Consider the following 22,858-nt stretch of genomic DNA (forward strand, 5'->3'; position numbering starts at 1 on the left):
CTTTTCGAAGCGCGAGAATCGCCTCATTGCGAAGTGGCTTGGAGACAGATTTGAGTTCCGTCGGAGCGCATCCTGCGACACTCTGCACGATTGCCGTGCCAAATGAATATGGTTTCCCATAAGGCACCAAGCGATAAGCTCGATATTGTGTTTGGGGAGGATTGCATCGAGGATCTGAAGCATGGCGATTCGGTCCTCGGCATCGTCAAACAGCAATTGCCCTCCGTTTCCACGCAACGTGACGTGGAAATAACCGGTTGGTGACTTTGAACGAGGTTTTCTCGGCATGGCCCCTCCTTTAGCTTGGATGGGCTGAAGATACCTCATTCGGAGGCTTCGGTTGTCGAGATTCAGTTTACCGACTATAGCTGCTACCTGCCGAAATGTTATTGCGTTTTCAAATTGATGCTTTTTAATGGTAATTGAGCAAGACGGGTGCGCTTGTTGCGGATACGGGCGTTGGTTGCGTCGATCTGGACGGCCCTCGCGTGATGTCATCACAAATGGGCTTCACGCATTTTCGCGGCGATAGAAAAATGGCCGGGGCTTACAAACAAAACGGAGCACCCGACCATTTACCAATTGTTTGTTGACGTTTCCCCAGATAAAACCTGCCAAAATAAACCTGTCCCTTTTTGGCAGGTTAGTTGAGGGCGGCTTGGGATAGGCGGGCTTCAGCGTCTTCCTCGGTGACGCCCAGGGCCACGGCAATCTCCTCGATGGAGCGGCGCTTGGCTTCCTTGAGTACGCGCATGTAGTAAGAGCTGGGCTTTTTATCTGCTTCCTCGGCCTGGCGAATACGGTGCATCATTGTTTTTGCCACGCGGACCGTCTCGGGCGCACCCAGCTTGAGCTGCTGCTTAAAGTGCGTCTCCTCGAGCGAGCTGTTGCGCTCGGTAAAGGTGTCGCACTCCAGCTCGTCGTAATGGCTCAGTAGGTGCTCGGCATCTTGCTCGGAGATGGCGGCATGCAGACGGTCGGCCTGCGCCACGGGGTACATGAGGATCGTCTGCGCATGTCCCTGCTTGGTCTCGAGCAACAGCATGGGCTGCGGTGTGTCTTCCCTAAAACCGACGACGGTGCAGACTCCCTGACCCGGATGAATGACGTGTTGACCGATTGAGAACATGCTACCTCCAACTTATACGAATTTACGTATGTCTAGAATACCACGCTGACGTGCGCAAACCCTTACTTTATGCAGGAAAAGCACACAAATCTGATAGGTAAGAGTATTCGATATTCTGAGCTGCCCATGCAGATGTTTATGCATTTTCGGCGAGTGCACAACCAGCAGGCAGACCGCCATCTTTGAATGGCCTTGCGACAACTGTGGTCAATTATGTGCATATGCAATATCGATTGACTTTACCCTGCGACAGTAGTTACCGCTTGTGATAGAGTGCTGCAAACTCTGGCTTTTGCCCTACGAGTGACCAAGAGCTCGGGGGCTTTAACACAAGGAGGATCTATGCCCGAGAAGATTGAAGAGCTGGTACGCGCTGCGCTTGCTGCGGCCCAGGAGGCCGGCGACCTTTCCGCATTTGAACTTGACGATTGCGCTATCGAGCGACCGGCTGACACTTCTCATGGCGAGTGGACCTCCACCATGGCCCTGAAGTCCGCCAAGCTGGCTCACTGCGCCCCGCGCAAGATCGCCGAGGCCGTCGTTGCCCATATGCCCGAGGATCCCGCGATCGAGAAGGTCGAGATCGCCGGCCCTGGCTTCATCAACTTCTACCTCTCCGTCTCCGTTAAGAATGCCATCTTCGGCGAGGCCCGCGAGAAGGGCATGGACTTCGCTAAGTCCAACGTCGGCGGCGGCCTGAAGACCCAGGTCGAGTTTGTCTCCGCCAACCCCGTCGGCCCCATGCATATTGGCCATGGCCGTTGGGCCGCTCTGGGCGACTCCCTCTGCCGCGTTATGGACCATGCCGGTTACGATATCCAGCGTGAGTTCTATATCAACGACCACGGCTCTCAGATGAACACCTTCGGCAACTCCATCAGCACGCGCTACATGCAGCTTGCCGACATCATCGCCAAGCAGGGCGTGGATATCGACGAGGCTCACAAGCTGCTGATTGCCGACCGCGATGCTTTTGTTGCCGACGAGAACGACGCGCATCCCGAGACCCATCCGTATCAGGACAACTTTGCCGAGACTCTGGGCAAGGATTCCTACGGCGGCGACTACATCATCGACGAGGCCGCCGAGTTCTGGCGCACCGACGGCGACAAGTGGGTCGACGCCGATCCGCAGGAGCGCATGGAGAGCTTCCGCGAGCGCGGCTACGTAAAGATGGTCGACAACATGCGTAATCTCTGCCACGCCGTCAACTGCGACTTCGATCGTTGGTTCTCCGAGCGCTCACTGTATGTGAAGGACACCGAGGGCGAGACCGCCGGCACCTCCGCCGTCGACCGCGCTTTTGAGAAGCTCGACAAGATGGGCTACCTCTACACCAAGGACGGAGCCCTGTGGTTCCGCTCCACCGACCTGGGTGACGACAAGGACCGCGTCCTGATCAAGTCCGACGGCGAGTACACCTACTTCGCCTCCGACGTTGCCTATCACTGGGACAAGTTCCAGCGCGTCGACCACGTCATCGACATCTGGGGCGCCGACCACCATGGCTACATCGACCGCGTCCGCTGTGTCTGCGACGCTCTTGGCTATCCCGGCAAGTTCGAGGTTCTGCTGGGCCAGCTCGTCAACCTGCTGCGCAACGGCAAGCCCGTCCGTATGTCCAAGCGCAAGGGCACCATGGTGACCCTGCAGGAGCTTGTTGACGAGGTCGGTTCCGACGCCGCCCGTTACACGCTCATCTCCAAGAGCTCCAACCAGATGGTCGACTTCGATATCGAGGCCGTTAAGAAGCGTGATAACTCCAACCCGGTCTACTACGTGCAGTACGCTCACGCTCGTGTGTGCTCCATTCTGCGCCGTGCCGCTGACGTTACGCCCGAGCAGGCTGACGAGATGGGTATGAAGGCCGTCGCCGCCAAGGCCATCGGCGAGAACGTCGACTACTCGCTGCTGACCGACCCCACCGAGCTCGCCCTGTCGCGTAAGCTCAACGAGCTCGCCGACCTCATCGCCAGCTGCGCTCGCGACCGCGCCCCGTTCCGCCTGACGCACTTTGCCGAGGAGCTCGCCGGCGACTTCCACAGCTTCTACGCTGCCTGTCAGGTGCTTCCGAGCGAGGGCCGTCCCGTCGATCCCGAGCTTTCACGCGCCCGTCTGGCCGCTTGCGACGCCGTCCGCGTGACGCTCGCCCTGGTGCTCACTCTGGTTGGCGTTTCTGCACCCGAGCAGATGTAATCTACGGGTCGTTTGACCGTGTAGGTTTGGCTTTGCTGAGCCCTATAAGCCCGATCTCCATGCGGAGGTCGGGCTTTTTGCGTTTGGCGGGGCTTTTTGGCGTGTTGAAAAATGCTACAAAAACGCAACTATACCGGTTTACGGGGCTGAATTGCTGACTGGCGACCATAGCAACAGCAGCGAAAATAAAATCGCAGGTAGACGGCTTGCCGAATATTAAAAATGCAGGGTATGGTTGGCTTACGCCGTTCTTGCACCGTAATCCGCGATCGTTTTGAAAACGACCCCTTGGGGACGGAGGAAAACGGATCATTTTTGTCCGGTGGGAGAGCGGTGCGAAACCGTCCGCCACGAATCGGGCTTATCTACTACGTTTAGTCGCATACCCCGAACCATGCCGAAAAGTACGATATTAAAACCGCAGGTAGCGGGCTTGCGATTTTAGGAAGATCGAGGGGATGGTCAGGGGTCGCGGGTCAAACGTAGTAGATAGGCGCGTTTTGTGGCGCGGCTATTCCGGATGCCACGGCTTCACTCCTCTGGTGAGACAGAGGAAGCGCTTTTGAGGGAGAGTGTCCCTTTTGACCAGTTGTATAAGAACGTCCAATGACTAAGTTGCAGGTGGTGGCGGTTGTGTTACACTAACGCTGCGTATTTGACGTAATCATCTCGATACAGATCAATGATGCCCGTTGTGTTTTGAACGGAGCTAGACTGTTTAGCCGCCCTGAAGGTTTATGCAGGGAGCATGTGATCACAGGGCTTTAAAAGAAAGTTGAGCAAACACTGTGTCTGATCAACAGCAAGAAAATGAAATAAGCACGGCACAAACCACTCCCGCTGCACCGGTTGCGTTGGACCAGATCGCGAAACCCGCACCGTCGCAGGCGTCGGTCCCCGAGACACACCAGAACGCTGTCTCGGCTTCGAGTGAGAACCCTGTTCCCGTCGCACCTGTTACCGGGGAGGAGGCTGCGCCCGTGAAGCCCAAGCGCACGCGTCGTGTGGCCAAGCCCGCTGCGGATGGCGATGAGGCTGCAAAGCCCAAACGCCGCACCACGCGCACGACGCGTGCCAAGCGTCCGGTTTCCGCCGAGGTTTCGGCGCCGCTTTCAGATGAGGTTGCGCAGGCCCGCGCGCTTGCGCAGATCAGCGAAGCCCAGGTTGTTCGTGCTCGCCGTCGTGCCGCCGAGCGCGATGCCGCGGCTCTGACCGAACTCGCGGCTCCGTCCGCCCCCGAGGCGCCTTCGGCTCCGGCTCCCGAGCAGGTAGCAGAAAAGCCGGCTCCGCGCACGCGCCGTCGCACGGCGGCCAAGGTCCAGCAGGCTGCCGAGCAGGCTTCGTTCGATGCCGCCGAGACCCCGGTTCGCTCTGCGGCGGGGGAGGACGCTTCCTCTGCTGAGTCTGTCGTGCCTGCCGAGGCCGGCGGTGCATTTGTCGTCGATCCTGCTTTGCGCCCGCATCGCCGCGGCCGCAAGCCCAAGGCATTTGTCGAGGCGGAGAAGGCGGCCGCTGCCGCGGCTTCTGTCCAAGATGCTCCGGCGTTCGTCGAGCCTACAGCGGCTGTCGTGGTTTCGGCCGAGGGCGCTGATGTTCCTGAGGTCGCTGTTTCTGCCGCTGCCGAGTCTGCCGACGTTCGTCCCGGGCGCAGCCGTCACACCGCAGCCAAACGCCCAGCTAAGGCAGAGGCGAAGTCCGGCGCCGAATCTGCGGTAGCTGAGTCTACCGAGGCGAGCGTCGACACGACTCCCGAGACGGAGGGCGCCGATCGGTCGGCAGGCGAGAAGCCCAAGCGCACGCGCAAGAAATCTTCCAAGACCAAGTCTGCCGAACAGCAGGGGGATGCTGAGCAACAGCCCGAGTCCGACGCTAAGTCGGACGGCGAGACCCCGGCGACCGCCGATGCGCCCACGACGCCTGCCGTCGAGAGCGCTGAGGCCGAAGAGGGTTCCCGCCCCAACCGCCGTCAGCACAAGCGCAACGATGAGCGCAGCGAGCGCAAGGATGATCGTAACAACGACCGCCGCAGCCGCCAGCGCGATCGCAAACAGCGCAATAAGGAGCGCAACGCAGCTCCGACCGAGCCAACGCTTTCGCGCGAGGAGCTCGCGGCCATGAAGGTCGCCGAGCTGCGCGAGAAGGCCAAGGAGTTCGAGATCGAGACGACCGGCAAGAAGAAGGCCGAGCTCGTCGAAGAGATCTACACCACAGCCGCGAAGGCCGAGGGCTTCCGCGATATTAAGGGCATCCTGCAGATTCGCCCGGACAGCTCCGGCATTATCCATGCCCACGGCTACATGAAGTCCAATGACGACGCCTTCGTGCCCGCCTACCTCATCCGCTCCGCGCGTCTGCGCACGGGCGACGTGATCGAGGGTTCGCTTCGCCCCTCGCGCGGCGGCGACAAGCGTGCCGGTCTCGCCAAAATCACGACCGTCAACGGTCTTGATCCTGAGCAGGCCCGTAACCGCCCCAAGTTCGGCGATCTCACGCCGGTCTACCCCAATGAGCCGCTGCGCATGGAGCATGGCAAGGATTCCATTACCGGTCGCGCCATCGATATCGTGTCGCCGATCGGCAAGGGCCAGCGTGGCCTGATCGTGTCACCGCCCAAGGCCGGTAAGACTACGATTCTCAAGAAGATCTGCCAGTCTATCTCGATCAACAATCCCGAGGTGCACCTCATCTGCCTGCTCGTCGACGAGCGCCCCGAAGAGGTCACCGATATGCAGCGCTCCATTGAGGGCGAGGTCGTGGCCTCCACCTTCGATATGCCCGCCGACAACCATACCCGCGTGGCCGAGCTCGTCATCGAGCGCGCCAAGCGCATCGTGGAGTTGGGCGGCGACGTCGTGGTGGTTCTCGACTCCATCACGCGTCTTGCCCGTGCGTACAACCTGGCGGCGCCCGCCTCGGGCCGCATCCTTTCGGGCGGCGTCGATTCGGCGGCCCTGTATCCGCCTAAACGCTTCCTGGGTGCTGCCCGCAATATCGAAAACGGCGGCTCACTCACCATCCTTGCTTCCGCCCTTATCGATACCGGCTCCAAGATGGACGAGGTCATCTTTGAGGAGTTCAAGGGCACCGGCAACATGGAGCTCAAGCTCGACCGTGACCTGGCCGACCGCCGCATCTTCCCGGCCATCGACCCCGTTGCCTCGGGCACGCGCAACGAGGACCTGCTGGTCGACGAGCAAATGCGCCCGTTTGTCTTTGGCCTGCGTCGCATCCTCGCCGGCATGAACAACACCGAGCGCGCGGCAGCGTCGTTTATCAAGGGCCTTAAGGGCACTAATACCAACCAGGAATTTTTGGTGCGTTCGGCCAAAAAGCACAGCGATTACGAGCAGATGTTCTAGTCCGTCCGCTGCACGCGACAGCAACCATAGACATGCCAGAAGGGCCGGGGTTTAGATCCTGGCCCTTTTCGTATAGCCGCTCGCCAACGATTATTGACCTCACGACCGGCAAGCAGCGATTTTCCCGTTTCAATTCCGCTTCGTCGCTTGCAATCCCCAAGGGGGTTTCGCATAATAGCAGTTAAGCTTCGCGACGGAAAACGCAGATGAAACGAACCTTATACCGTTGCTTTGGGGCATAGCCCCGCTTCATCTTCTCTCGCGCAGCCAACTGAATGATGCGATTTGGGTGCTGGAAGATGGGGAGAGCTCATGGCTTCTTCTGATGCAACACAACGAGCAGTCCTTGCCGGACTTTCCTGCGGGATCGGCCTTGCCGCACCCGTGGTCGTGTATGCCGCTACACTGCCGTTTTCGTCAATCAACGAGACGGTCGTCGCGGGTGCTGTTCCCTTTGCCGTGGGCGCAGTGGCCGGCGTGGGTATCTATGCCGCCTCGCTGGGTATCTCTGAGTATCGTGCGGAGCACGATGGCCGCCTGTTTGAGCCCGATGCCGTGGGCGGCGCCGCTCAGTTTAGTCGGACCTACAACGAGTTCAAGACCGCCTCTATTCCCGTTCAGCAGGATGAGGCTGCTCCCCGGGCTGCTGCTCCTGTCACTTTGGACGAGCAGGGTCAATCCTCTTCGCTTCTCTCCGGTCTAACCGGCGCGTTTCAGCGCCGTCATGCCGATGATGGCGTTCCGACCATCGCCCGTGCCGCCAACGCCATGGACGAGGCCGATGCCTGGGCTATGATCGATAGCATGCTCGACGACGATTCGCCGGTTAGCTGCGATCCCGCTCGCTCGCGCGATATCTACCAGGTCGCAATTGACGAGCTCACAAACGGTGAAAAGACTGGCTCCTATAACCGCGACGACATCGCTGCTGCCGCACGTGCCGTCTCGGGCTCTCATGCCGCCCCTGCGGGCAGCACTGCAGCTTTCGTGGCGCTTGTGGCCAACGCTGCCAACAATGCCGCCTATAACGGTGCTTCGTCGGCTGCGTACACCTCTGCCGCGGCGGCCGCTTCGACCGGCCAGCAGGGCGCAGCTCAGCCGGCTCCTGTCGCCGACCCCTTTTCCGATGAGCCCCTGGTTGTCGACGAGGAGACCATCGCCGCTCGTCGTGCTGCCGAAAGCTCGCTTTGGGGCGCTTCGGCCCAAATGCAGGCGCGGGATGCGGTGCCGTACAACGCCAAGCTCGCCAGCATGCCCATCATTTCCGATGCCAAGGGTGTGGATCTCGCCGATTTGGACGAGCCCGCCGCCATCACTGCCTCTATCGATGCCCAGAATCGCGTGGATACCGACAGTCTCCCCGATGCCTCCCTCGAGGAAGATATCCCCATGGCCGATTATTCGGGCCACGAGGACATGTGGGCCGCCGCCATGGCGATCATGGCCGAGGTCGCCGAGCCCGCCCCCGCGCCGATGCCCACGCCTGCAGCCTCACCTGTGTCTGTTGCTCCCGTCTATGTCGGCCGCCACAGCTCCGTGTTTCCCGAGGATACCGCGCGTATCTCGCGCGAGAGTATCGAGCGCGCCGAGGCTATCGCCGCCGGCGTTATGGAAAACCGTCGCCACGAGCGCGTCAATCAGATCCTTGAGGAAGAGATCGAGCGCCTGCAGTCCTCTACCGCCAAGCGTACGGGCCGTGCCTATTTGAGTGTTATCGAGGGCGGTACCGCCAGTTTTACGCCGCTTCGTGCCGAGGCCTAGTTCTGCATGATTAAGATCGATCGTAAGTGGGCGGTTGCGGCCTGCGCCATGGTGTTGCTGATCTGGGGCAATTCACTGGTTCCCGGCACGGGGTCCGGCTCACTGAGCTTGGCGATCATGGAGGACGTCCGCGGGTTTTTGCATAGCTTGAGCCTGCCGTATGAATGGGTAACCAACTTTGTCGTCCGCAAGTGCGCACACTTTACCGAGTATATGGTGCTCGGTGTTTTGGTGACACATGCCTTTGATATCGAGGGTCGACGCACTTTTGACAGACTGCTTTCCACGGTGGTTTTTCTGTTGCTGGTCCCCTCAATCGACGAGACGATTCAGTTATTTGTGCCGGGACGCGCCGGCATGATTACCGACGTGATGATTGACTGCTGCGGAGCGGCTACCGGCGTCGTGCTCCGATATCTCCTCCGATCGCTTGTATGCACCAAAAAGGCCGCCTAGGACGTTTTGCTTGGTCCTAGGCGGCCTTGTGCGTTTGGGGGCCCTGCAGGGCGCGATAGCGTTGTCTGCGCGTTATACGAGCCCGGCGATACCGTGTGTCGTTGGTGCACCCTTTACTGGAGCGCCTGTGCGCCAAGGGCCAGACAGCCCATGATGCCCTGCTTACTCTCGAGGCTGTTGTTGACAATGTAGGTATCGATGTCGTTGACCTCGGGCGTGACGATATAGCCGTTGAGCATCTCGGCGCACTTTTTGCGGGCGAGCGGCACGATGGGGGTGTGGTCGGCCACGCCGCCGCCGATGATGATCTTTTGCGGCGCATAGCACAGCGTGTAGGTCATGAGCGCCTGTGCCAGATAGCCTGCGAGCAGGTCCATGGCCTCCGGGTCATCGGCCATGTCTCCGGCGCTTTTGCCATCCCAGCGCTTTTTAATGCCGGGGCCGGCGATGAGGCCCTCGAGGCAGTTGTCGTGGAAGGGGCAGCCGCTGTGCTCGCCGATGGTGTCGCGCGGGTCGCGCGTGACCAGGATGTGACCGGCCTCGGGATGCATCATGCCGTGCACGAGCTGGCCGCCCGAGAGCACGCCGGCGCCCACACCGGTACCGATGGTCAGATACACCACGTCGGTGAGGCCCTGGGCGCAACCAAAGGTGACCTCGCCCAGGCAGGCGACGTTGACGTCGGTGTCGTAGCCACAGGGAATATTGAGCTCGTTTTGGATGGTGCCCAGCAGGTCAAAGTAGCGCCATGCCGTCTTGGGCGTCTCCAAGACCTTGCCGTATTGGGGCGAGGCAGGGTTGACTGCAGTGGGGCCAAAGGCGCCGATGCCCAGCGCGGCGATGCCCTTGTTTGCAAACCATGCGTTGACGGCCTCAACGGTCTCCTGCGGGGTCGTGGTTGCGATCTGCTCACGCTCCAGAACCGTACCGTCTGCATAGCCCGTGGCACAGACCATCTTGGTGCCGCCGGCCTCGAGCGCTCCGATAAGCTGCTGCTCTGCCATAGTATTCCTCTCCCTGGGACGAGTTGCTCCGTGACTAAAGTATAGCGCTTTAAACAAATTAAGAAAGCGCTATAAAAAGAAGCCCCACAACGCGCGTGCGGTGCGGGGCTTCTTTGGGTGCTTTAGTTGCCGGGCCGTCCTTACCCGCGCGGCTTGATTTTATCACGTAGCGACTTGAGGTTCTCCAGCGCCGCGTTAAGCGTCTCGTCTCGCTTGGCAAAGTGGAGGCGAATCAGATGGTTGACGGGCTCCCGGAAGAAGCTCGATCCGGGCACGGCGCCCACGCCCACCTTAGACGCGAGGTCCTCGCAGAAGTCGAGGTCGCTGTCATAGCCAAACTCAGAGATGTCCATCATGACGTAGTAGGCGCCCTGCGGCACGTTATGCTCAAGACCGATGCTATCGAGCCCCTGACAGAACAGATCGCGCTTGGCTGTGTAGAGATCGAGGACCTCCTGGTAATAGCTGTCGTCGAAGTTGAGGGCGGTGACGACGGCTTCCTGCAGGGGGGCGGCGGCACCCACAGTGAGGAAGTCGTGGACCTTCTTGATGCGCTCGGTAATCTGGGCCGGGGCGATGGTGTAACCCAGACGCCAGCCGGTGATGGAGTACGTCTTGGACAGCGAACTGCAGCTGATGGTGCGCTCGAACATGCCGGGCAGCGTGGCCATATAGACGTGCTCGTGGGGCGCGTAGACGATGTGCTCGTACACCTCGTCGGTGATGCAGTAGGCGTCGTACTTTTTGCAGAGATCGGCGATAAAGGTGAGCTCATCGCGCGTAAAGACCTTACCGCAGGGATTGGAAGGGTTGCACAGGACGATGGCCTTGGGGTCGTTGTCGCGGAAGGCAGCCTCGAGTGTCTCGCGGTCAAAGTCGAATGTGGGCGGGTTGAGCGGCACGTAGATGGGCTCGGCACCCGAAAGGATTGTGTCGGCGCCGTAGTTCTCGTAGAAGGGCGAGAAGATGACGACCTTGTCGCCGGGGTTGGTGACCGTCATCATGGCAGCCATCATGGCCTCGGTGGAGCCGCAAGTGACCACGATGTTCTGGTTGGGGTCGATCGGTATGCCCATAAAGTGCTCCTGTTTGGCGGCAAGCGCCTCGCGCATGGCCTGGGAGCCCCAGGTGATGGAGTACTGGTGGTAGAGCGGTTTGGGATCGGTGGCGATGGTGCCCAGGCTCTTGAGCAGCTGCGCTGGGGGATCAAAGTCGGGGAAGCCCTGCGAGAGGTTGACGGCGCCGTACATATCGGAGATGCGCGTCATGCGGCGGATGACCGAATCGGTAAACGTTGCCGTGCGATCGGAGAGTTCTTTCATGCTTGTCCTTTCGAACATCGGGGTGGGGCAAGTTTACTCCTGTGGAACCGGTGGGATTTGCTCGAAATGGATCCGAAAAACTCTTTTCAAAATTCTTGAAAATTGGGGCTTGCGTCGCGTGGCGTTCCTTGCAATAATAGTCGAGCGCGAAGCGCACAGGACACGGTGGGTGTAGCTCAGTTGGCTAGAGCGACGGGTTGTGGTCCCGTAGGTCGAGGGTTCGAGTCCCTTTACCCACCCCAGTTCTTGCTTCGTGTTGATATCGGGTCGTTAGCTCAGTTGGTAGAGCAGGGGACTCTTAATCCCAAGGTCCAGGGTTCGACCCCCTGACGGCCCACCACACGATATCTCCTCTAAAGTCCGCCACTACGGACTTTAGCTTTGGGTCGTTAGCTCAGTTGGTAGAGCAGGGGACTCTTAATCCCAAGGTCCAGGGTTCGACCCCCTGACGGCCCACCAAAGCATGTTAAAGCGACTGGCTTCGGCTAGTCGCTTTTTTTGTTGACCTCGCATGGGGTCGAACCCGAAAGGGCGCGGAGCTGAGGAAATGCGTGAGCATTTACCAGCGCAGCGCGCAAGGCGCGAAGCGCCGCAGCGGCCGCCTGCGCAGCAGGCTGACCCCCTGACGGCCCACCAAAGCATGTTAAGACGGTCAGCGAAAGTTGGCCGTCTTTTTTGTTGACCTCGCATGGGGTCGAACCCGAAAGGGCACAGACGCTTTACACGTCGAGCCTGCCCTCTTGGGTACGCCGAGCTGCTGCTTCATTTCCGCCGTGCTTCTGCCGCCGAATAACGCTTCATCGCCCTTCGACTTGATGATCGCGAATCCTTTGGAGTCCACGCCGCGTTTGAACGCAATACCCGAGAGCTGTTTCTCTGAATCGGATAGCGAGTGGCGCGCCTGCAAGCGCTGAATCTCTGCGAAGCGTTGCTCTATGAGCTCTTGGCGGCGCGTCTGCACGGCAAAGTATGCTTGGGCGAGCGCGATCTCTGGCTTGTTTGAATCTCCGTTCTGTGCGATTAAATAGCATGCATAGCGAGTAAGTTTGTAGTCTTTAACCGCGCGAGCGGCGACACCGGCTGTTACCATTTTCGTGGTATCACGAAAATGGGAATCAACTGGAGTTTTGTTTGTTTCGCACGAGACTTTTGCCCTCTTAACAACTTCGGCGAAGTTCTCCCATCGAGTGTACCCCATGGGTTCCATTAAATCGCGTGCGAGCCAATACTCAACGCCGTCTTCCACATTGGCGTAGCTATCAAGTTTGACACGTCACTTCTCGATATCACGACTGTCCATATCTCCTCCCCGCTGGTCTATTGTCTGTGCGGGCTTTGCCTGCTCTGTATTCAGAATAAGGATACGCTGCCGTGCGGGCACGAATGGACCCCGTGCCACCTCGAGCTCACGGGGCCCATAGATATCGATTAGTTGTGTTCTGCTTTAGATGGGTGTCCAGTTTAGTCCGCTCGATAGTGCGATCCGAGGCTTTCGGTCCGTTTGCGCATGGCTTTGACCATTTCCTGTGCTAGTTGAATCTGCGATTGCAGGCGGGCGAGGGCTGCGATTTCGCTGTCCTGAGCTTTCTGTGTGCTCAAGGTCGTTGCCTCCGTCTTCAAGCCCTCAAGCTCGTGTAGTGCCTTGGATAGGCCCCCTTCGGTGCGGTTGATCATGCAATAGGTACTCATCGTGTGCTTAAGGCCGCGGGTCAGGCGCTCGGCGTCTGTTGTGGCAATGCCATGCTGGGGGAGGGCGACATCCGCCTTTGGGGCCACCTCAGGTGCATTCTGTGCTGCTTGGGCTGCCGAGGCGCCTGCGATGCGCCCAAACACGATGCCGTTGGCGCTTGACAGGCCACCAATGCGATCGGACCCGTGCATGCCGCCTGTCGCCTCGCCGCAGGCATAGAGGCCCTCAACGCCCGTGTATGCGGTCTTGTCGATTTTGATGCCGCCATTGGCGGCGTGGGCATACATCGCCACATGCATCTCGTCGGTCGGCGCGATGCCGTGCTCGTCTTGTAGCCAGGTGGCAAAGGTCTGCACAAACTCGGGGACGTCCTCGCGGGGGAAGTCGTAGTGGAGCGCCAGACCTTCGGCACCCGCTTGATCGATGGCAAGATCGATGGCGCGGGAGGCCAAGCGCGAAGTGAAGGGGCCATATCCGGAGCGTTGCTCAAGCAGATCGTCCAGCTTGTCGTCGGCGATATCGACCGGCTGGTCTACATGTACGTAGCGCCAGGTCTTCTCGTTAAAGACAAGGTTGCGCTTGGGCTCGATGAAGCCCGGCATCATCTGCATGAACTCTATATTAGTGAGCGTTGCGCCGTGTGCCAGCGCGATGGCCTGCGAGGAGCTGAGCACGTCGGCGGAAGTGAGGCTTCGCTCGAACAGGCCACCCGTGCCGCCCGCAGCGATGATAGTGGCCTTGGCTGCCATAGGCACGAGATGCTCGTTTGTGCGGTCGTAGAGCGTGGCGCCGACAATCTTTCCGGGCGTGTCCTCAATAAGGTCGATAAGCTCGTGGCGGGGAAGCAGGCGAATGTCGAGAGACTCGATCTGGGCCGCACACGCGTCCTCAAGGGGCTTGCGAGTGAGGCCGCGCCATTTGCGTGTCTTATGGTCAAAGCAGGGGATAAATTGCTTTTGCTGGGCGCTCTCGGCACTTTGCGGACGTTGGAGTTCAACACCCAGCTCCCGTTCGAGCCATGTAATTGCCCGGGGAATGCCGTGGACGAACGTCTGGACGAGCGTAGGGTCGGCGACGCCGCAGCCGACGGCTTGGATGGTGTCGATGAGATCCTGTTCGTCGTCTTCGTTAACGGGACCGATGAGACCTAGGCCCCAGGTGCCCGGGAAAAAGCTCGATCCGCTCATGGTCTTGCCGGCGCTTGCGACGGCAACGGTCGTGCCCGCGCGCGCCGCTTCTATGGCGGCACAAAGGCCCGCAATGCCAGATCCTATTACCAGTACATCAGTCGATTCCATGGGATTCCTTTCTCGTCCGGCGCATTTTCGCATGGGTGATCGACTAATGCGATGCAAAGGCCGCGCTATTCGGTAAAGGGCGAATATGGCAGGTGGGCGTCATACGCATTCGCTGGCTTCGTCTCCGGGCATCTCATATTTCGCTGCAACTGATATATCGGACATTTATTTTGGAGTAGTCAATTTGAGACGGGGCTTTACGAGCTGTCCTGCGCCTCGGGTCGATCCGCTCGCCACGAAATGGGCCTATCTACTACGTCTGAGCGGTCACCCCCAACCATACCGAGAATTACAAAATTAAAACCGCAGGTAGACGGCTTATTGATTTTCAAAAAACCCGGTTATGGTCGAGCTGCGCGGGTTAAACGTAGTAGATGGGCCGTTTTCGTGGAGCAATCCAAAGCGATTGGCTGTTTTGGAATAAAAAAGAGCCGCTACCCGGGTGGATAGCGGCTCCGAAGCTCAACTATATGAGCATCGCGCGGGCGCGATTAGGCCTTGAGGGCCTCCTCGACGGCGACAGCGCAGGCGACGGTGGCACCGACCATGGGGTTGTTGCCCATGCCGATGAGACCCATCATGTCGACGTGCGCAGGCACGGAGGAAGAACCGGCGAACTGGGCGTCGGAGTGCATACGGCCCATGGTGTCGGTCATGCCGTAAGAGGCAGGGCCGGCGCCCATGTTGTCCGGGTGCAGGGTACGGCCAGTGCCGCCACCAGAGGCGACGGAGAAGTACTTCTTGCCAGCCTCGATGCGCTCCTTCTTGTAGGTGCCAGCGACGGGGTGCTGGAAGCGCGTGGGGTTGGTGGAGTTACCGGTGATCGAGATGTCGACGTTCTCGTGCCACATGATGGCAACGCCCTCACGGACGTCGTCGGAGCCGTAGCAGTTAACGGCAGCACGGGGACCATCGGAGTAGGGGATGGTCTCGACGACCTTGAGCTCGCCCGTGTAGTAGTCGAACTGGGTCTTCACGTAGGTGAAGCCGTTGATGCGGGCGATGATCTGGGCGGCGTCCTTGCCCAGACCGTTGAGGATAACGCGCAGCGGCTTCTTACGAGCCTTGTTGGCGTTCAGAGCCAGGCCGATAGCGCCCTCAGCGGCAGCGAAGGACTCGTGGCCGGCCAGGAAGGCGAAGCACTCGGTGTCGTCGGAGAGCAGCATAGCGCCCAGGTTGCCGTGACCCAGACCGACCTTGCGGTCCTCGGCGACGGAGCCGGGAACGGTGAAGGCCTGGATGCCCTCGCCGATGATGGCGGCAGCCTCAGAAGCGTTCTTGGCGCCACGCTTGACAGCGAGAGCGCAGCCGAGGGTGTAGGCCCACTCGGCGTTCTGGAAGGCGATGGACTGGGTGTTGTTGACGATCTCACGCGGGTTGAAGCCCTTGTCGGTGCAGATCTGCAGAGCTTCCTCGAGGGAGGCGATGCCGTTGTCGGCGAGGCACTTGTTGATCTTGTCAGCGCGGCGCTCGTAACCTTCGAACGTAACAGTCATAGTTATTTCCCTCCCTTTCTACTCGTGAACCGGGAACACGCTGGCGACGGAGTGAGTCTCCTCGTCGGTGCGCGGGTCGATGTACTTGGCAGCGTTCTCCCACTGACCATAGTGGCCCATGGCGCCAGCGATGGCCTCCTCGGGGGTCTTGCCGGCCTTGACGGCGTCGGTGAACTTGCCGAGGTTCAGGAACTCGAACGCGATGATCTCGTTCTTGTCGTTGAGAGCCATGCGGGTGACGTAGCCCTGAGCGAGCTCGAGGTAACGAGCGCCCTTGGCCTTGGTGCCGAACATGGTGCCGACCTGAGAGCGAAGGCCCTTGCCGAGGTCGTCGAGGGAGGCGCCCACGGGCAGGCCGCCCTCGGAGAACGCGGTCTGGCTGCGGCCGTAAACGATCTGCAGGAAGATCTCGCGCATAGCAACGTTGATGGCGTCGCAGACGAGGTCGGTGTTGAGGGCCTCGAGGATGGTCTTGCCGGGAAGGATCTCGGAAGCCATGGCAGCAGAGTGGGTCATGCCCGAGCAGCCGATGGTCTCAACGAGGGCCTCCTCGATGATGCCGTCCTTGACGTTCAGCGTGAGCTTGCAGGCGCCCTGCTGAGGTGCGCACCAACCCACACCGTGCGTAAGACCGGAGATGTCGGAAATCTCCTTAGCCTGGACCCACTTGCCCTCCTCGGGGATGGGTGCGGGGCCGTGGTATGCACCCTTGGCAACGGGGCACATGTTCTCCACTTCCTGTGAGTACTGCATGCCTCTCCTCTCTATCGTATTGGCGTCCCGTCTGGAGGTCGTGGCTGGTGATTGCCGGGCGACCCTTCGAAAGGGACATGACATGCAGCCCCTATAATACCGCGAAATGCACGGAATATTCGGCGAACGGCGCAGTTTTCGTAACGAGAAGCGCGGAACTTTCAATTGAAACGATTTAACAAGCTTGGTTGCGGTTATGCGATACGTTTTAGGGGGTCAGTTCTGGTCAAGTTATTGGTTAGTTCTTGCCCCTGTTGCGGTGTCTAGCCTGTGGTTATGATGCCATTCGCCGTCGGTGTGCCGCCTTTTACCGTCGACGGGTGCCATTTTGCGTGAATGTTTTGATGGCACGTTTCAATCGTGATGTATTGGACGGTAAGCAGGTCCCGGCGAAGGGAGCGCCATGCAGCGTGTTTGGAAAACGATCACCGGTTTTTACCATGTCTGTGCCCGCGGTATGGGCAGTCAGCTGATCTTTGAGAGCGACGAGGACCGGTGGGAGTTTTTGGAGCTGATGCGCGACTGCTGCCGCGATGCCCAGGTAACGATTGTGGCGTGGTGCCTCATGGGCGACCATGTGGATCTGGTACTTCTGGATTATGAGGACAACATGAGTGCAGCCATGCAACGCCTGCTGTTGACGTATGCTCGTCGGTTCAATAAGCGTACCGGGCGATCGGGCTGCCTGTTCCGGGAACGTTTTGAGCGCTGTTCGCTCGATACCGACCGGCAGGTGATGGAGGCTGTTCGCTCCGTTCACGCCGATCCGCAGGATGCGGGCATCAACCTAATTGAGCGTTATCCCTGGAGCAGCTTTGCGGAGCATCTGCGCGTTTACGACGGTGACGAGGCAGATGCTACGAGGGGATTTTCCGATCCTTCTTGCGTGCTTGAGCTTTTTGGTTCTGCCAAAGCCTTTATTGCCTATTCGCTTTCGACGCCCGACGGCGGCGATCCGGCGATGCGCGATTTGGTAGAGATGGAGTTGGAGCGGCGCGTCTTTGCCGATGAGTTGGCGAAGGGATTCGGGGTTGCGCTCCAGAGGGTTAAAGCGGCGCCGCCGGCGCAGCGCAATATCGTTATTCTTGGCTTGCACGATGCTGGTTTTACGGTGCGCCAAATTGAGCGGTATACGGGGATAAGCAAAAGCACCGCTTCTCGTATTGTGCGCGCCCGTGCTCGAACGGCGGTGCGGACTGATGACAGCCTGGGATAGGGCTGTCTGCCCACTGGGACCATCATTCTAAATGCTTGGACGTTAACTACACTTCTAAATATGCATAGAATGATTGCCGTCTTGCATAAAACAATAGCTCAGTCCGGTTTTGCCCGTGCCTACCCCCGTCCACGCCGTGCAAAAAGCGGAGTTTTCAGCATCGTAGTGCTGTCGGAACTGCTATAACCTTGCAACTTGCGGGCCCCGAGACAATTATTTGTCTGCCAATACGCCCCGAAGCACGCGTTTGCGTCCCCGTAGACCGTAATGCCTGTTCTAAAACGCAATATATACGCGCCCGAAGGCGCTAATTTATGCTCGTGATTTGTATGCACATAGCTTGGCGTGCTGAATACTCGCAAAAATGCACGCCGCACCCTATGGGACCCGTCTGCGGCAGGCAGGAGGCGAGCCGGAGCCTAGTAGGACGGTGCCTGGCGCTTTGCTCGGCGTGCCCCGTGGCCCTGTGGCAAGCCTTATGTACTGTGAAAAACGCTTGTGCTTGCGGTTGGCCGTGCGATAAATGACAGATTGGGCGCCGGAAGCGTGGCTGCGCGTGCGCTCGTTATGAAAAAGCCGAGCCGCCCGTATCGGGCGGCTCGGCAATCAAAAACCTTGGATTCGGGGCATCCGTTACTGGTTAGCCTGACCCTCGAGCATGCCGTCGAGGGTGCGCCAGGCGAGTTCGGCGCATTTGACGCGGGCGGGCATGTGTGAGATGTCCTGGAGCTGAGCGGCCTCGTCTAGGTCTTCCAAGTCTTCCTCGGAGAGCTCCTCGCCACGGATCATGGCGAGGAAAAGCTCTGCCAGACGACGAGCCTCCTCGACCGTTTCGCCCGTGATGAGGTCGGCCATGATGTCGGCGCTGGCCTGGCTGATGGCGCAGCCGTGCCCGGTAAAGGAAGCCTCCTCGATTACATCGTTCTCGACACGCAGCTGCAGGGTGAGCTCATCGCCGCAGCTGGGGTTGATGCCGTCGTGTTCGTGCGTGGGGGCATCCATCTCGTACTTGTAGTCGGGGTGGGAGTTGTGCTCCATAAACGTGGTGGAGGTGTACAGATTACCCATTGAACGTACTCCAAACGTGATACAGGCCGGCGATGAACTTATCGATATCGGCCTTGTCGTTGTAGAAGGCCACGCTGGCGCGGCAGCAGGCAAGGTTCTCGACGCCCAGCCAGGTGAGCAGCGGCTGCGCGCAGTGGTGACCGGCACGGATGCAGACGCCGTCCATGTCCATGATGCTCGCGACGTCGTGAGGGTGGATGCCCTTGACGTTAAAGCTCACGACTCCGTGGTGGTTGTCCCAATAGATGGAGCCGATGATCTGGACAAAGTCGAGCTGCATGAGCTCGCCCATCAGGTAGTGGACGAGTGCCTGCTCACGGGCCTGGATGTTTTCGTAGCCCACCGTGTTGACCAGGTAATCAAGCGCCGCGCCCGTGGCGAAGATACCGGCGGCGTCCTGCGTACCGGCCTCGAACTTCTCGGGGACGGGCGCCCAGACGGCGTCCTGCTCGGTGACCGAATCGATCATCTCGCCACCGGTAAGCATGGGCGGCATGGCGTTGAGCAGATCCATCTTGCCCCACAGCACGCCGATGCCCATGGGGCCCATGGCCTTGTGCGCGCTAAAGGCAAAGAAGTCGGCGCCCAGATCGGCCACGTTGACCGGCATGTGCGGCAGCGACTGCGCGCCGTCGACGACCAGATAGCCGCCGTACTTGTGCACGAGCTTGCCGAGATTCTTGACCGGGTTCTCGACGCCCAGCACGTTAGAGATCTGACCCACGGCCAGAATCTTGGTCTTGGGGCCCACCTTGGATAGAACCTCCTCAGTCGTGAGCTGACCGGTCTTGGTGGGGTAGAGGTAGACGAGCTTGGCGCCGGTCTCGCGGCAGACCTGCTGCCACGGAATCAGGTTGGAGTGGTGCTCCATGATGGTGATGACGACCTCGTCACCGGGCTCGAGCACCGTGGGCGCAAAGCTCTTGGCGACCAGGTTGAGCGACTCGCTCGTGTTGCGGGTGAAGACGATCTCATTAGCCTGGGAGGCGCCGATGAGGTCGGCGATCTGCTGGCGCACCTTCGCGATGGCCTCGGTGGCCTCGACGGACAGCGAGTACAGGCCGCGCAGGGGGTTGGCGTTCATGCGCTGGTAGAAATCGCGCTCGGCGTCGAGCACACAGGCGGGGCGCTGCGCGGTGGCGGCACTATCGAGGAAGGCGATCTCGGGGTGCTGTTGGAACAGCGGGAACTGCGCCTTGTAGGGGTTGGTCTCGATGTCGACGGTAGGCCAGCCGCGCGAGGCCTCGTCGCTGGCGTCGAATTCCATGGGCTCGGGGGCAGTACAGGTATCGCATTTAACGTGCTCGGTGTCAATCATGCGAGCTCCTCCTCAAAGTTATCGATCAGGTTATTGCCCAAGCGGACGACGGCGGCGCGGATGCGCTCGTCGGCGGCGGAAAGTGCGGCGTCCTCCAGCTTGGCACGGATGAACAGGTCCTCGGCGGCATTTTGGTCAAGGCCGCGGCAGGCGAGGTAGAACAGCTGCTCGTCGCGGACGTGGCCGATTGTGGCGCCATGGTTGCCGGCGACGTCGTCCTCGTCGCAGAGGATGACGGGAACGGTCTTGTTGTCGACGCCCTTGTTGGCCAAGAGCACCGTCTCGCGCTCGGTGCCGACGGCACCCTTGCAGCCGTGCACGAGATCGATAGTGCCGCGGTAGACCTTCTTGGACGTGCCGGTCAGTACACCGTTGGCGTCGATCTCGCACTCGGTCTTGCGGCCGCGGTGGCGCAGCTCGTAGTTAAAGTCGCGCACCTGCTGGCGGGCGCCCAGGTAATCGGTATCGATCGTAACCTTGGCGGTGTCGCCCAGCAGGTCGCCGGCAAGGCCGGTGGCGCTGGCGCCGGCACCCAGTACGGTGTGCTGCACGTTGACGCGTGCGCCCTCGTCCAGGAACAGGCCGGTGTCGTCGAGCGCGATCCAGCTGTCGTCGAGCGTCTGCGTACAGGCAACGTTGACGGTGGCGTACTCGTGGGCACACACACGCAGCACGGAGCCCACGACGCCTTCGCCGGCAACGGGGGAGTCCAGGGCGATCTGCAGGTCGAGCGTTGCCTGCGGGCGGGCGACGACATCGATGGCGGCAATCGCAGCCGCGGCGTCGACGCCACTCACGCGCACGGTGACCGTGGCACGGCCGTAGGCGGGCACATCGATGACGATGCGCTTGGTGGCATGGTCGGCCAGATAGGTGTAGGCGGCCTCGCCCATGCCGGTCTCGAAGGCCTCGGCGGGGGAGAGCTCCTCCTCGAGCTTGATAGCGCCGGCCTGGTAGACGGAAGTGGCAGGCACGTCGAGCTCGGTCTCGGGTGTGATGCGGGCGCGGTCGGCGGCATCGCCGGGGGCAGAGGCGCGGCGCTCGGGGAAGCGCTCGGCCATGGCCTCCATGGCGGCGTCGAAGGCTTCGGCCGCGCCATGGATCTGCTCGTCCAGGCCTTCGACCTCAACGGCCTCGGCGGGAGCGGAGGCAAGTTCGTCCGAAAGCTCGAGCTTGGTTTGGTTCATCTTGAGCCAACCCCAAGTGGCGGCCGGCATCGCGTTGACGCCCCCGATCTCCTGCAGCACGCCGTCTCGGGGCTCCGACCCTCCTCGCGTACCTTTAGTACGCGTCGTCGGGCTCGTCGCTCCCGATACGTCGCACTGCAGAAGCTCGGATGACGTAAATGCGTTCGGCGTGTTCGTGGTCTGATTCATTATCCGATCGCTCCTTCCATCTCGAGCTTGATCAGGTTGTTCATCTCGACGGCGTACTCCAGCGGCAGCTCCTTGGAGACCGGGTTGGCAAAGCCGTTGACGATCATGGTGCGGGCCTCTTCCTCCGAGATGCCGCGGCTCATCAGATAGAACACCTTGTCGTCGCCGATGCGGCCGATAGTGGCCTCGTGGCCGATGTCGACATTCTTGGCGCGGATGTCCATGGCGGGGATGGTATCGGAGCGGCTTTGGTCGTCGAGCATCAGCGACTGGCAGCTCACGGTTGCCTTGGAGCCCTCGGCTTTAGGCGTGGCCACGATGGAGCTGCGGAAGGTCTGGATGCCGCCGCTCTTGGAGATGCCCTTGGTCTCGACGGTTGCCGAGGTATCGGGCGCGTTGAGTACGACTTTGCAGCCGGTATCGAGGTTCTGGCCGGCGCCGGCAAAGGTGATGCCGGTAAAGCTCGAGCGAGCGCGGCGGCCGTTGAGCACGCTCATGGGGTAGAGGTAGCCCACATGGCTGCCGAAGGAGCCGCTGATCCACTCGATGTCGCCGTCCTCGTCCACGCGCGCACGCTTGGTGTTGAGGTTGTACATGTTCTTGGACCAGTTCTCGATGGTCGAATAGCGCAGGTGCGAGCGCTTGCCCACAAAGAGCTCCACAGCACCGGCGTGGAGGTTGGCCACGTTGTACTTGGGCGCGGAGCAGCCCTCGATAAAGTGCAGGTCGGCGTCGTCCTCGACGATGATGAGCGTGTGCTCAAACTGGCCGGCGCCCTTGGCGTTGAGGCGGAAGTAGCTCTGCAGCGGAAAATCGAGCTTGGTGCCCTTGGGCACGTAGACAAACGAGCCGCCCGACCATACGGCGCCGTGCAGGGCCGCAAACTTGTGGTCGGTGGGCGGGATGAGCGTCATAAACTTCTCGTGGATGAGCGGCTCCCACCGCGGGTCGTGCAGGGCCTCCTCGATGCCGGAGTAGACGATGCCCATTTTGGACGCGGTGTCCTGCATGTTGTGGTAGACGAGCTCGGAGTCGTACTGCGCGCCGACGCCCGCCAGGTAGCTGCGCTCGGCCTCGGGGATGCCCAGGCGCTCAAAGGTGTTCTTGATATCGTCGGGCACCGACTCCCAGTCGTGCTTTTGGTCGGTGTTGGGCTTGACGTAGGTGACGATGTTGTCCATGTCCAGGCCCTCGATGGAGGGGCCCCACGTCGGGTCGGGAAAACGGTTGAAGATCTCGAGGGACTTGAGGCGCAGGTCGAGCATCCACTGCGGCTCGTCCTTTTTGGCGCTGATCTCGCGCACGATGTCGGGCGTGATGCCGGCGTCGAGGCGCTCGAATCCCTCCTCGCCATAGGTAAAGTCGTAGAGGCTGCGGTCGATGTCCGCGACCTCGGTGCGGTTCTTGGTCATTGCG

At 60.4% G+C, this 22,858-nt stretch carries 16 protein-coding genes and 3 tRNA genes; 8 read left to right on the top strand and 11 right to left on the bottom strand.

Annotated elements, in window-relative coordinates; translation table 11 throughout:
* Positions 1-643 precede the first annotated feature (643 nt).
* Positions 644-1,129, bottom strand: a complete 486-nt coding sequence (locus tag ACTM82_RS02690) for a CarD family transcriptional regulator (protein ID WP_441054037.1) — start codon at positions 1,127-1,129, stop codon at positions 644-646.
* 342 nt (positions 1,130-1,471) lie between these two features.
* Between ACTM82_RS02690 and argS the strand changes: the two genes are divergently transcribed.
* From argS to ACTM82_RS02710, 4 genes are all read left to right on the top strand, one after another.
* Positions 1,472-3,325: an arginine--tRNA ligase gene (gene argS, locus ACTM82_RS02695; protein WP_441054035.1), complete on the top strand. Its 1,854-nt coding sequence runs from the start codon at positions 1,472-1,474 to the stop codon at positions 3,323-3,325.
* Between the two features lie 854 nt (positions 3,326-4,179).
* Entirely contained in the window at positions 4,180-6,684 is a 2,505-nt protein-coding gene (rho, locus tag ACTM82_RS02700) for a transcription termination factor Rho (protein WP_441054033.1), read from the top strand.
* Positions 6,685-6,996: 312 nt separating this feature from the next.
* Positions 6,997-8,445, top strand: coding sequence for a hypothetical protein (locus ACTM82_RS02705; protein ID WP_441054031.1), 1,449 nt, complete (start codon positions 6,997-6,999; stop codon positions 8,443-8,445).
* Positions 8,446-8,451: 6 nt separating this feature from the next.
* Entirely contained in the window at positions 8,452-8,901 is a 450-nt protein-coding gene (locus tag ACTM82_RS02710) for a VanZ family protein (RefSeq protein WP_441054029.1), read from the top strand.
* 113 nt (positions 8,902-9,014) lie between these two features.
* Here the strand turns inward: ACTM82_RS02710 and ACTM82_RS02715 are convergent, their stop codons facing one another.
* Together ACTM82_RS02715 and ACTM82_RS02720 are read right to left on the bottom strand one after the other, a co-directional pair.
* Positions 9,015-9,905 (bottom strand): ROK family protein, encoded by an 891-nt coding sequence (locus ACTM82_RS02715; protein WP_441054027.1) that lies wholly within the window; start codon positions 9,903-9,905, stop codon positions 9,015-9,017.
* Between the two features lie 140 nt (positions 9,906-10,045).
* Complete coding sequence (locus ACTM82_RS02720) at positions 10,046-11,227, bottom strand: pyridoxal phosphate-dependent aminotransferase (RefSeq protein WP_441054025.1); 1,182 nt, start codon at positions 11,225-11,227, stop codon at positions 10,046-10,048.
* A 165-nt stretch (positions 11,228-11,392) separates the two neighbouring features.
* Between ACTM82_RS02720 and ACTM82_RS02725 the strand changes: the two genes are divergently transcribed.
* From ACTM82_RS02725 to ACTM82_RS02735, 3 genes are all read left to right on the top strand, one after another.
* A tRNA-His gene (locus ACTM82_RS02725) sits at positions 11,393-11,469 on the top strand.
* A gap of 22 nt (positions 11,470-11,491) precedes the next feature.
* Positions 11,492-11,567 (top strand) — tRNA-Lys (locus tag ACTM82_RS02730).
* 43 nt (positions 11,568-11,610) lie between these two features.
* Positions 11,611-11,686, top strand: a tRNA-Lys gene (locus ACTM82_RS02735).
* Between the two features lie 193 nt (positions 11,687-11,879).
* Here ACTM82_RS02735 and ACTM82_RS02740 read toward each other — a convergent pair.
* The 4 genes from ACTM82_RS02740 to ACTM82_RS02755 form a co-directional block, all read right to left on the bottom strand.
* A complete protein-coding gene (locus ACTM82_RS02740; RefSeq protein WP_441054023.1) occupies positions 11,880-12,473 on the bottom strand; it encodes a BRO family protein in 594 nt (197 codons plus the stop codon).
* Positions 12,474-12,688: 215 nt separating this feature from the next.
* Positions 12,689-14,215 carry an FAD-dependent oxidoreductase gene (locus ACTM82_RS02745; RefSeq protein WP_441054021.1) on the bottom strand — a complete coding sequence of 509 codons (1,527 nt, stop codon included), beginning with the start codon at positions 14,213-14,215 and terminating at the stop codon, positions 12,689-12,691.
* A gap of 491 nt (positions 14,216-14,706) precedes the next feature.
* Entirely contained in the window at positions 14,707-15,711 is a 1,005-nt protein-coding gene (locus tag ACTM82_RS02750; RefSeq protein WP_154518278.1) for a GGGtGRT protein, read from the bottom strand.
* An 18-nt stretch (positions 15,712-15,729) separates the two neighbouring features.
* Complete coding sequence (locus tag ACTM82_RS02755) at positions 15,730-16,464, bottom strand: iron-sulfur cluster assembly scaffold protein (RefSeq protein ID WP_006235554.1); 735 nt, start codon at positions 16,462-16,464, stop codon at positions 15,730-15,732.
* Positions 16,465-16,867: 403 nt separating this feature from the next.
* Here ACTM82_RS02755 and ACTM82_RS02760 point away from each other — a divergent pair, with 403 nt between their 5' ends.
* Positions 16,868-17,680, top strand: coding sequence for a transposase (locus tag ACTM82_RS02760; RefSeq protein WP_441044702.1), 813 nt, complete (start codon positions 16,868-16,870; stop codon positions 17,678-17,680).
* A gap of 633 nt (positions 17,681-18,313) precedes the next feature.
* Here the strand turns inward: ACTM82_RS02760 and sufU are convergent.
* Genes sufU through sufB form a run of 4 tightly spaced genes read right to left on the bottom strand, consistent with a single transcriptional unit; the run spans position 18,314 to position 22,854 of the window.
* Entirely contained in the window at positions 18,314-18,748 is a 435-nt protein-coding gene (gene sufU, locus ACTM82_RS02765) for a Fe-S cluster assembly sulfur transfer protein SufU (protein ID WP_441044703.1), read from the bottom strand.
* Positions 18,741-20,066: an aminotransferase class V-fold PLP-dependent enzyme gene (locus tag ACTM82_RS02770; protein WP_441054019.1), complete on the bottom strand. Its 1,326-nt coding sequence runs from the start codon at positions 20,064-20,066 to the stop codon at positions 18,741-18,743. The genes sufU and ACTM82_RS02770 overlap by 8 nt, the downstream gene beginning before the upstream one ends.
* Positions 20,063-21,442: a SufB/SufD family protein gene (locus tag ACTM82_RS02775; RefSeq protein ID WP_441054017.1), complete on the bottom strand. Its 1,380-nt coding sequence runs from the start codon at positions 21,440-21,442 to the stop codon at positions 20,063-20,065. Before ACTM82_RS02775 ends, ACTM82_RS02770 begins: the two co-directional genes overlap by 4 nt.
* A complete protein-coding gene (sufB, locus tag ACTM82_RS02780) occupies positions 21,442-22,854 on the bottom strand; it encodes a Fe-S cluster assembly protein SufB (protein ID WP_441054015.1) in 1,413 nt (470 codons plus the stop codon). The genes ACTM82_RS02775 and sufB overlap by 1 nt, the downstream gene beginning before the upstream one ends.
* Positions 22,855-22,858 lie beyond the last annotated feature (4 nt).

The sequence above is a fragment of the Collinsella sp. HCP3S3_E5 genome (assembly GCF_052067635.1).
Classification (GTDB): Bacteria; Actinomycetota; Coriobacteriia; order Coriobacteriales; family Coriobacteriaceae; genus Collinsella.

Excerpts from the sequence above, each read along its gene's own strand:
- ACTM82_RS02715 (WP_441054027.1), bottom strand. The coding sequence starts at position 9,905 with ATGGCAGAGCAGCAGCTTATCGGAGCGCTCGAGGCCGGCGGCACCAAG.
- argS (WP_441054035.1), top strand. The coding sequence starts at position 1,472 with ATGCCCGAGAAGATTGAAGAGCTGGTACGCGCTGCGCTTGCTGCGGCC.
- ACTM82_RS02760 (WP_441044702.1), top strand. The coding sequence starts at position 16,868 with ATGCAGCGTGTTTGGAAAACGATCACCGGTTTTTACCATGTCTGTGCC.
- ACTM82_RS02710 (WP_441054029.1), top strand. The coding sequence starts at position 8,452 with ATGATTAAGATCGATCGTAAGTGGGCGGTTGCGGCCTGCGCCATGGTG.
- ACTM82_RS02750 (WP_154518278.1), bottom strand. The coding sequence starts at position 15,711 with ATGACTGTTACGTTCGAAGGTTACGAGCGCCGCGCTGACAAGATCAAC.
- ACTM82_RS02720 (WP_441054025.1), bottom strand. The coding sequence starts at position 11,227 with ATGAAAGAACTCTCCGATCGCACGGCAACGTTTACCGATTCGGTCATC.
- ACTM82_RS02745 (WP_441054021.1), bottom strand. The coding sequence starts at position 14,215 with ATGGAATCGACTGATGTACTGGTAATAGGATCTGGCATTGCGGGCCTT.
- ACTM82_RS02705 (WP_441054031.1), top strand. The coding sequence starts at position 6,997 with ATGGCTTCTTCTGATGCAACACAACGAGCAGTCCTTGCCGGACTTTCC.
- sufU (WP_441044703.1), bottom strand. The coding sequence starts at position 18,748 with ATGGGTAATCTGTACACCTCCACCACGTTTATGGAGCACAACTCCCAC.
- ACTM82_RS02775 (WP_441054017.1), bottom strand. The coding sequence starts at position 21,442 with ATGAATCAGACCACGAACACGCCGAACGCATTTACGTCATCCGAGCTT.
- ACTM82_RS02690 (WP_441054037.1), bottom strand. The coding sequence starts at position 1,129 with ATGTTCTCAATCGGTCAACACGTCATTCATCCGGGTCAGGGAGTCTGC.
- ACTM82_RS02770 (WP_441054019.1), bottom strand. The coding sequence starts at position 20,066 with ATGATTGACACCGAGCACGTTAAATGCGATACCTGTACTGCCCCCGAG.
- ACTM82_RS02755 (WP_006235554.1), bottom strand. The coding sequence starts at position 16,464 with ATGCAGTACTCACAGGAAGTGGAGAACATGTGCCCCGTTGCCAAGGGT.
- sufB (WP_441054015.1), bottom strand. The coding sequence starts at position 22,854 with ATGACCAAGAACCGCACCGAGGTCGCGGACATCGACCGCAGCCTCTAC.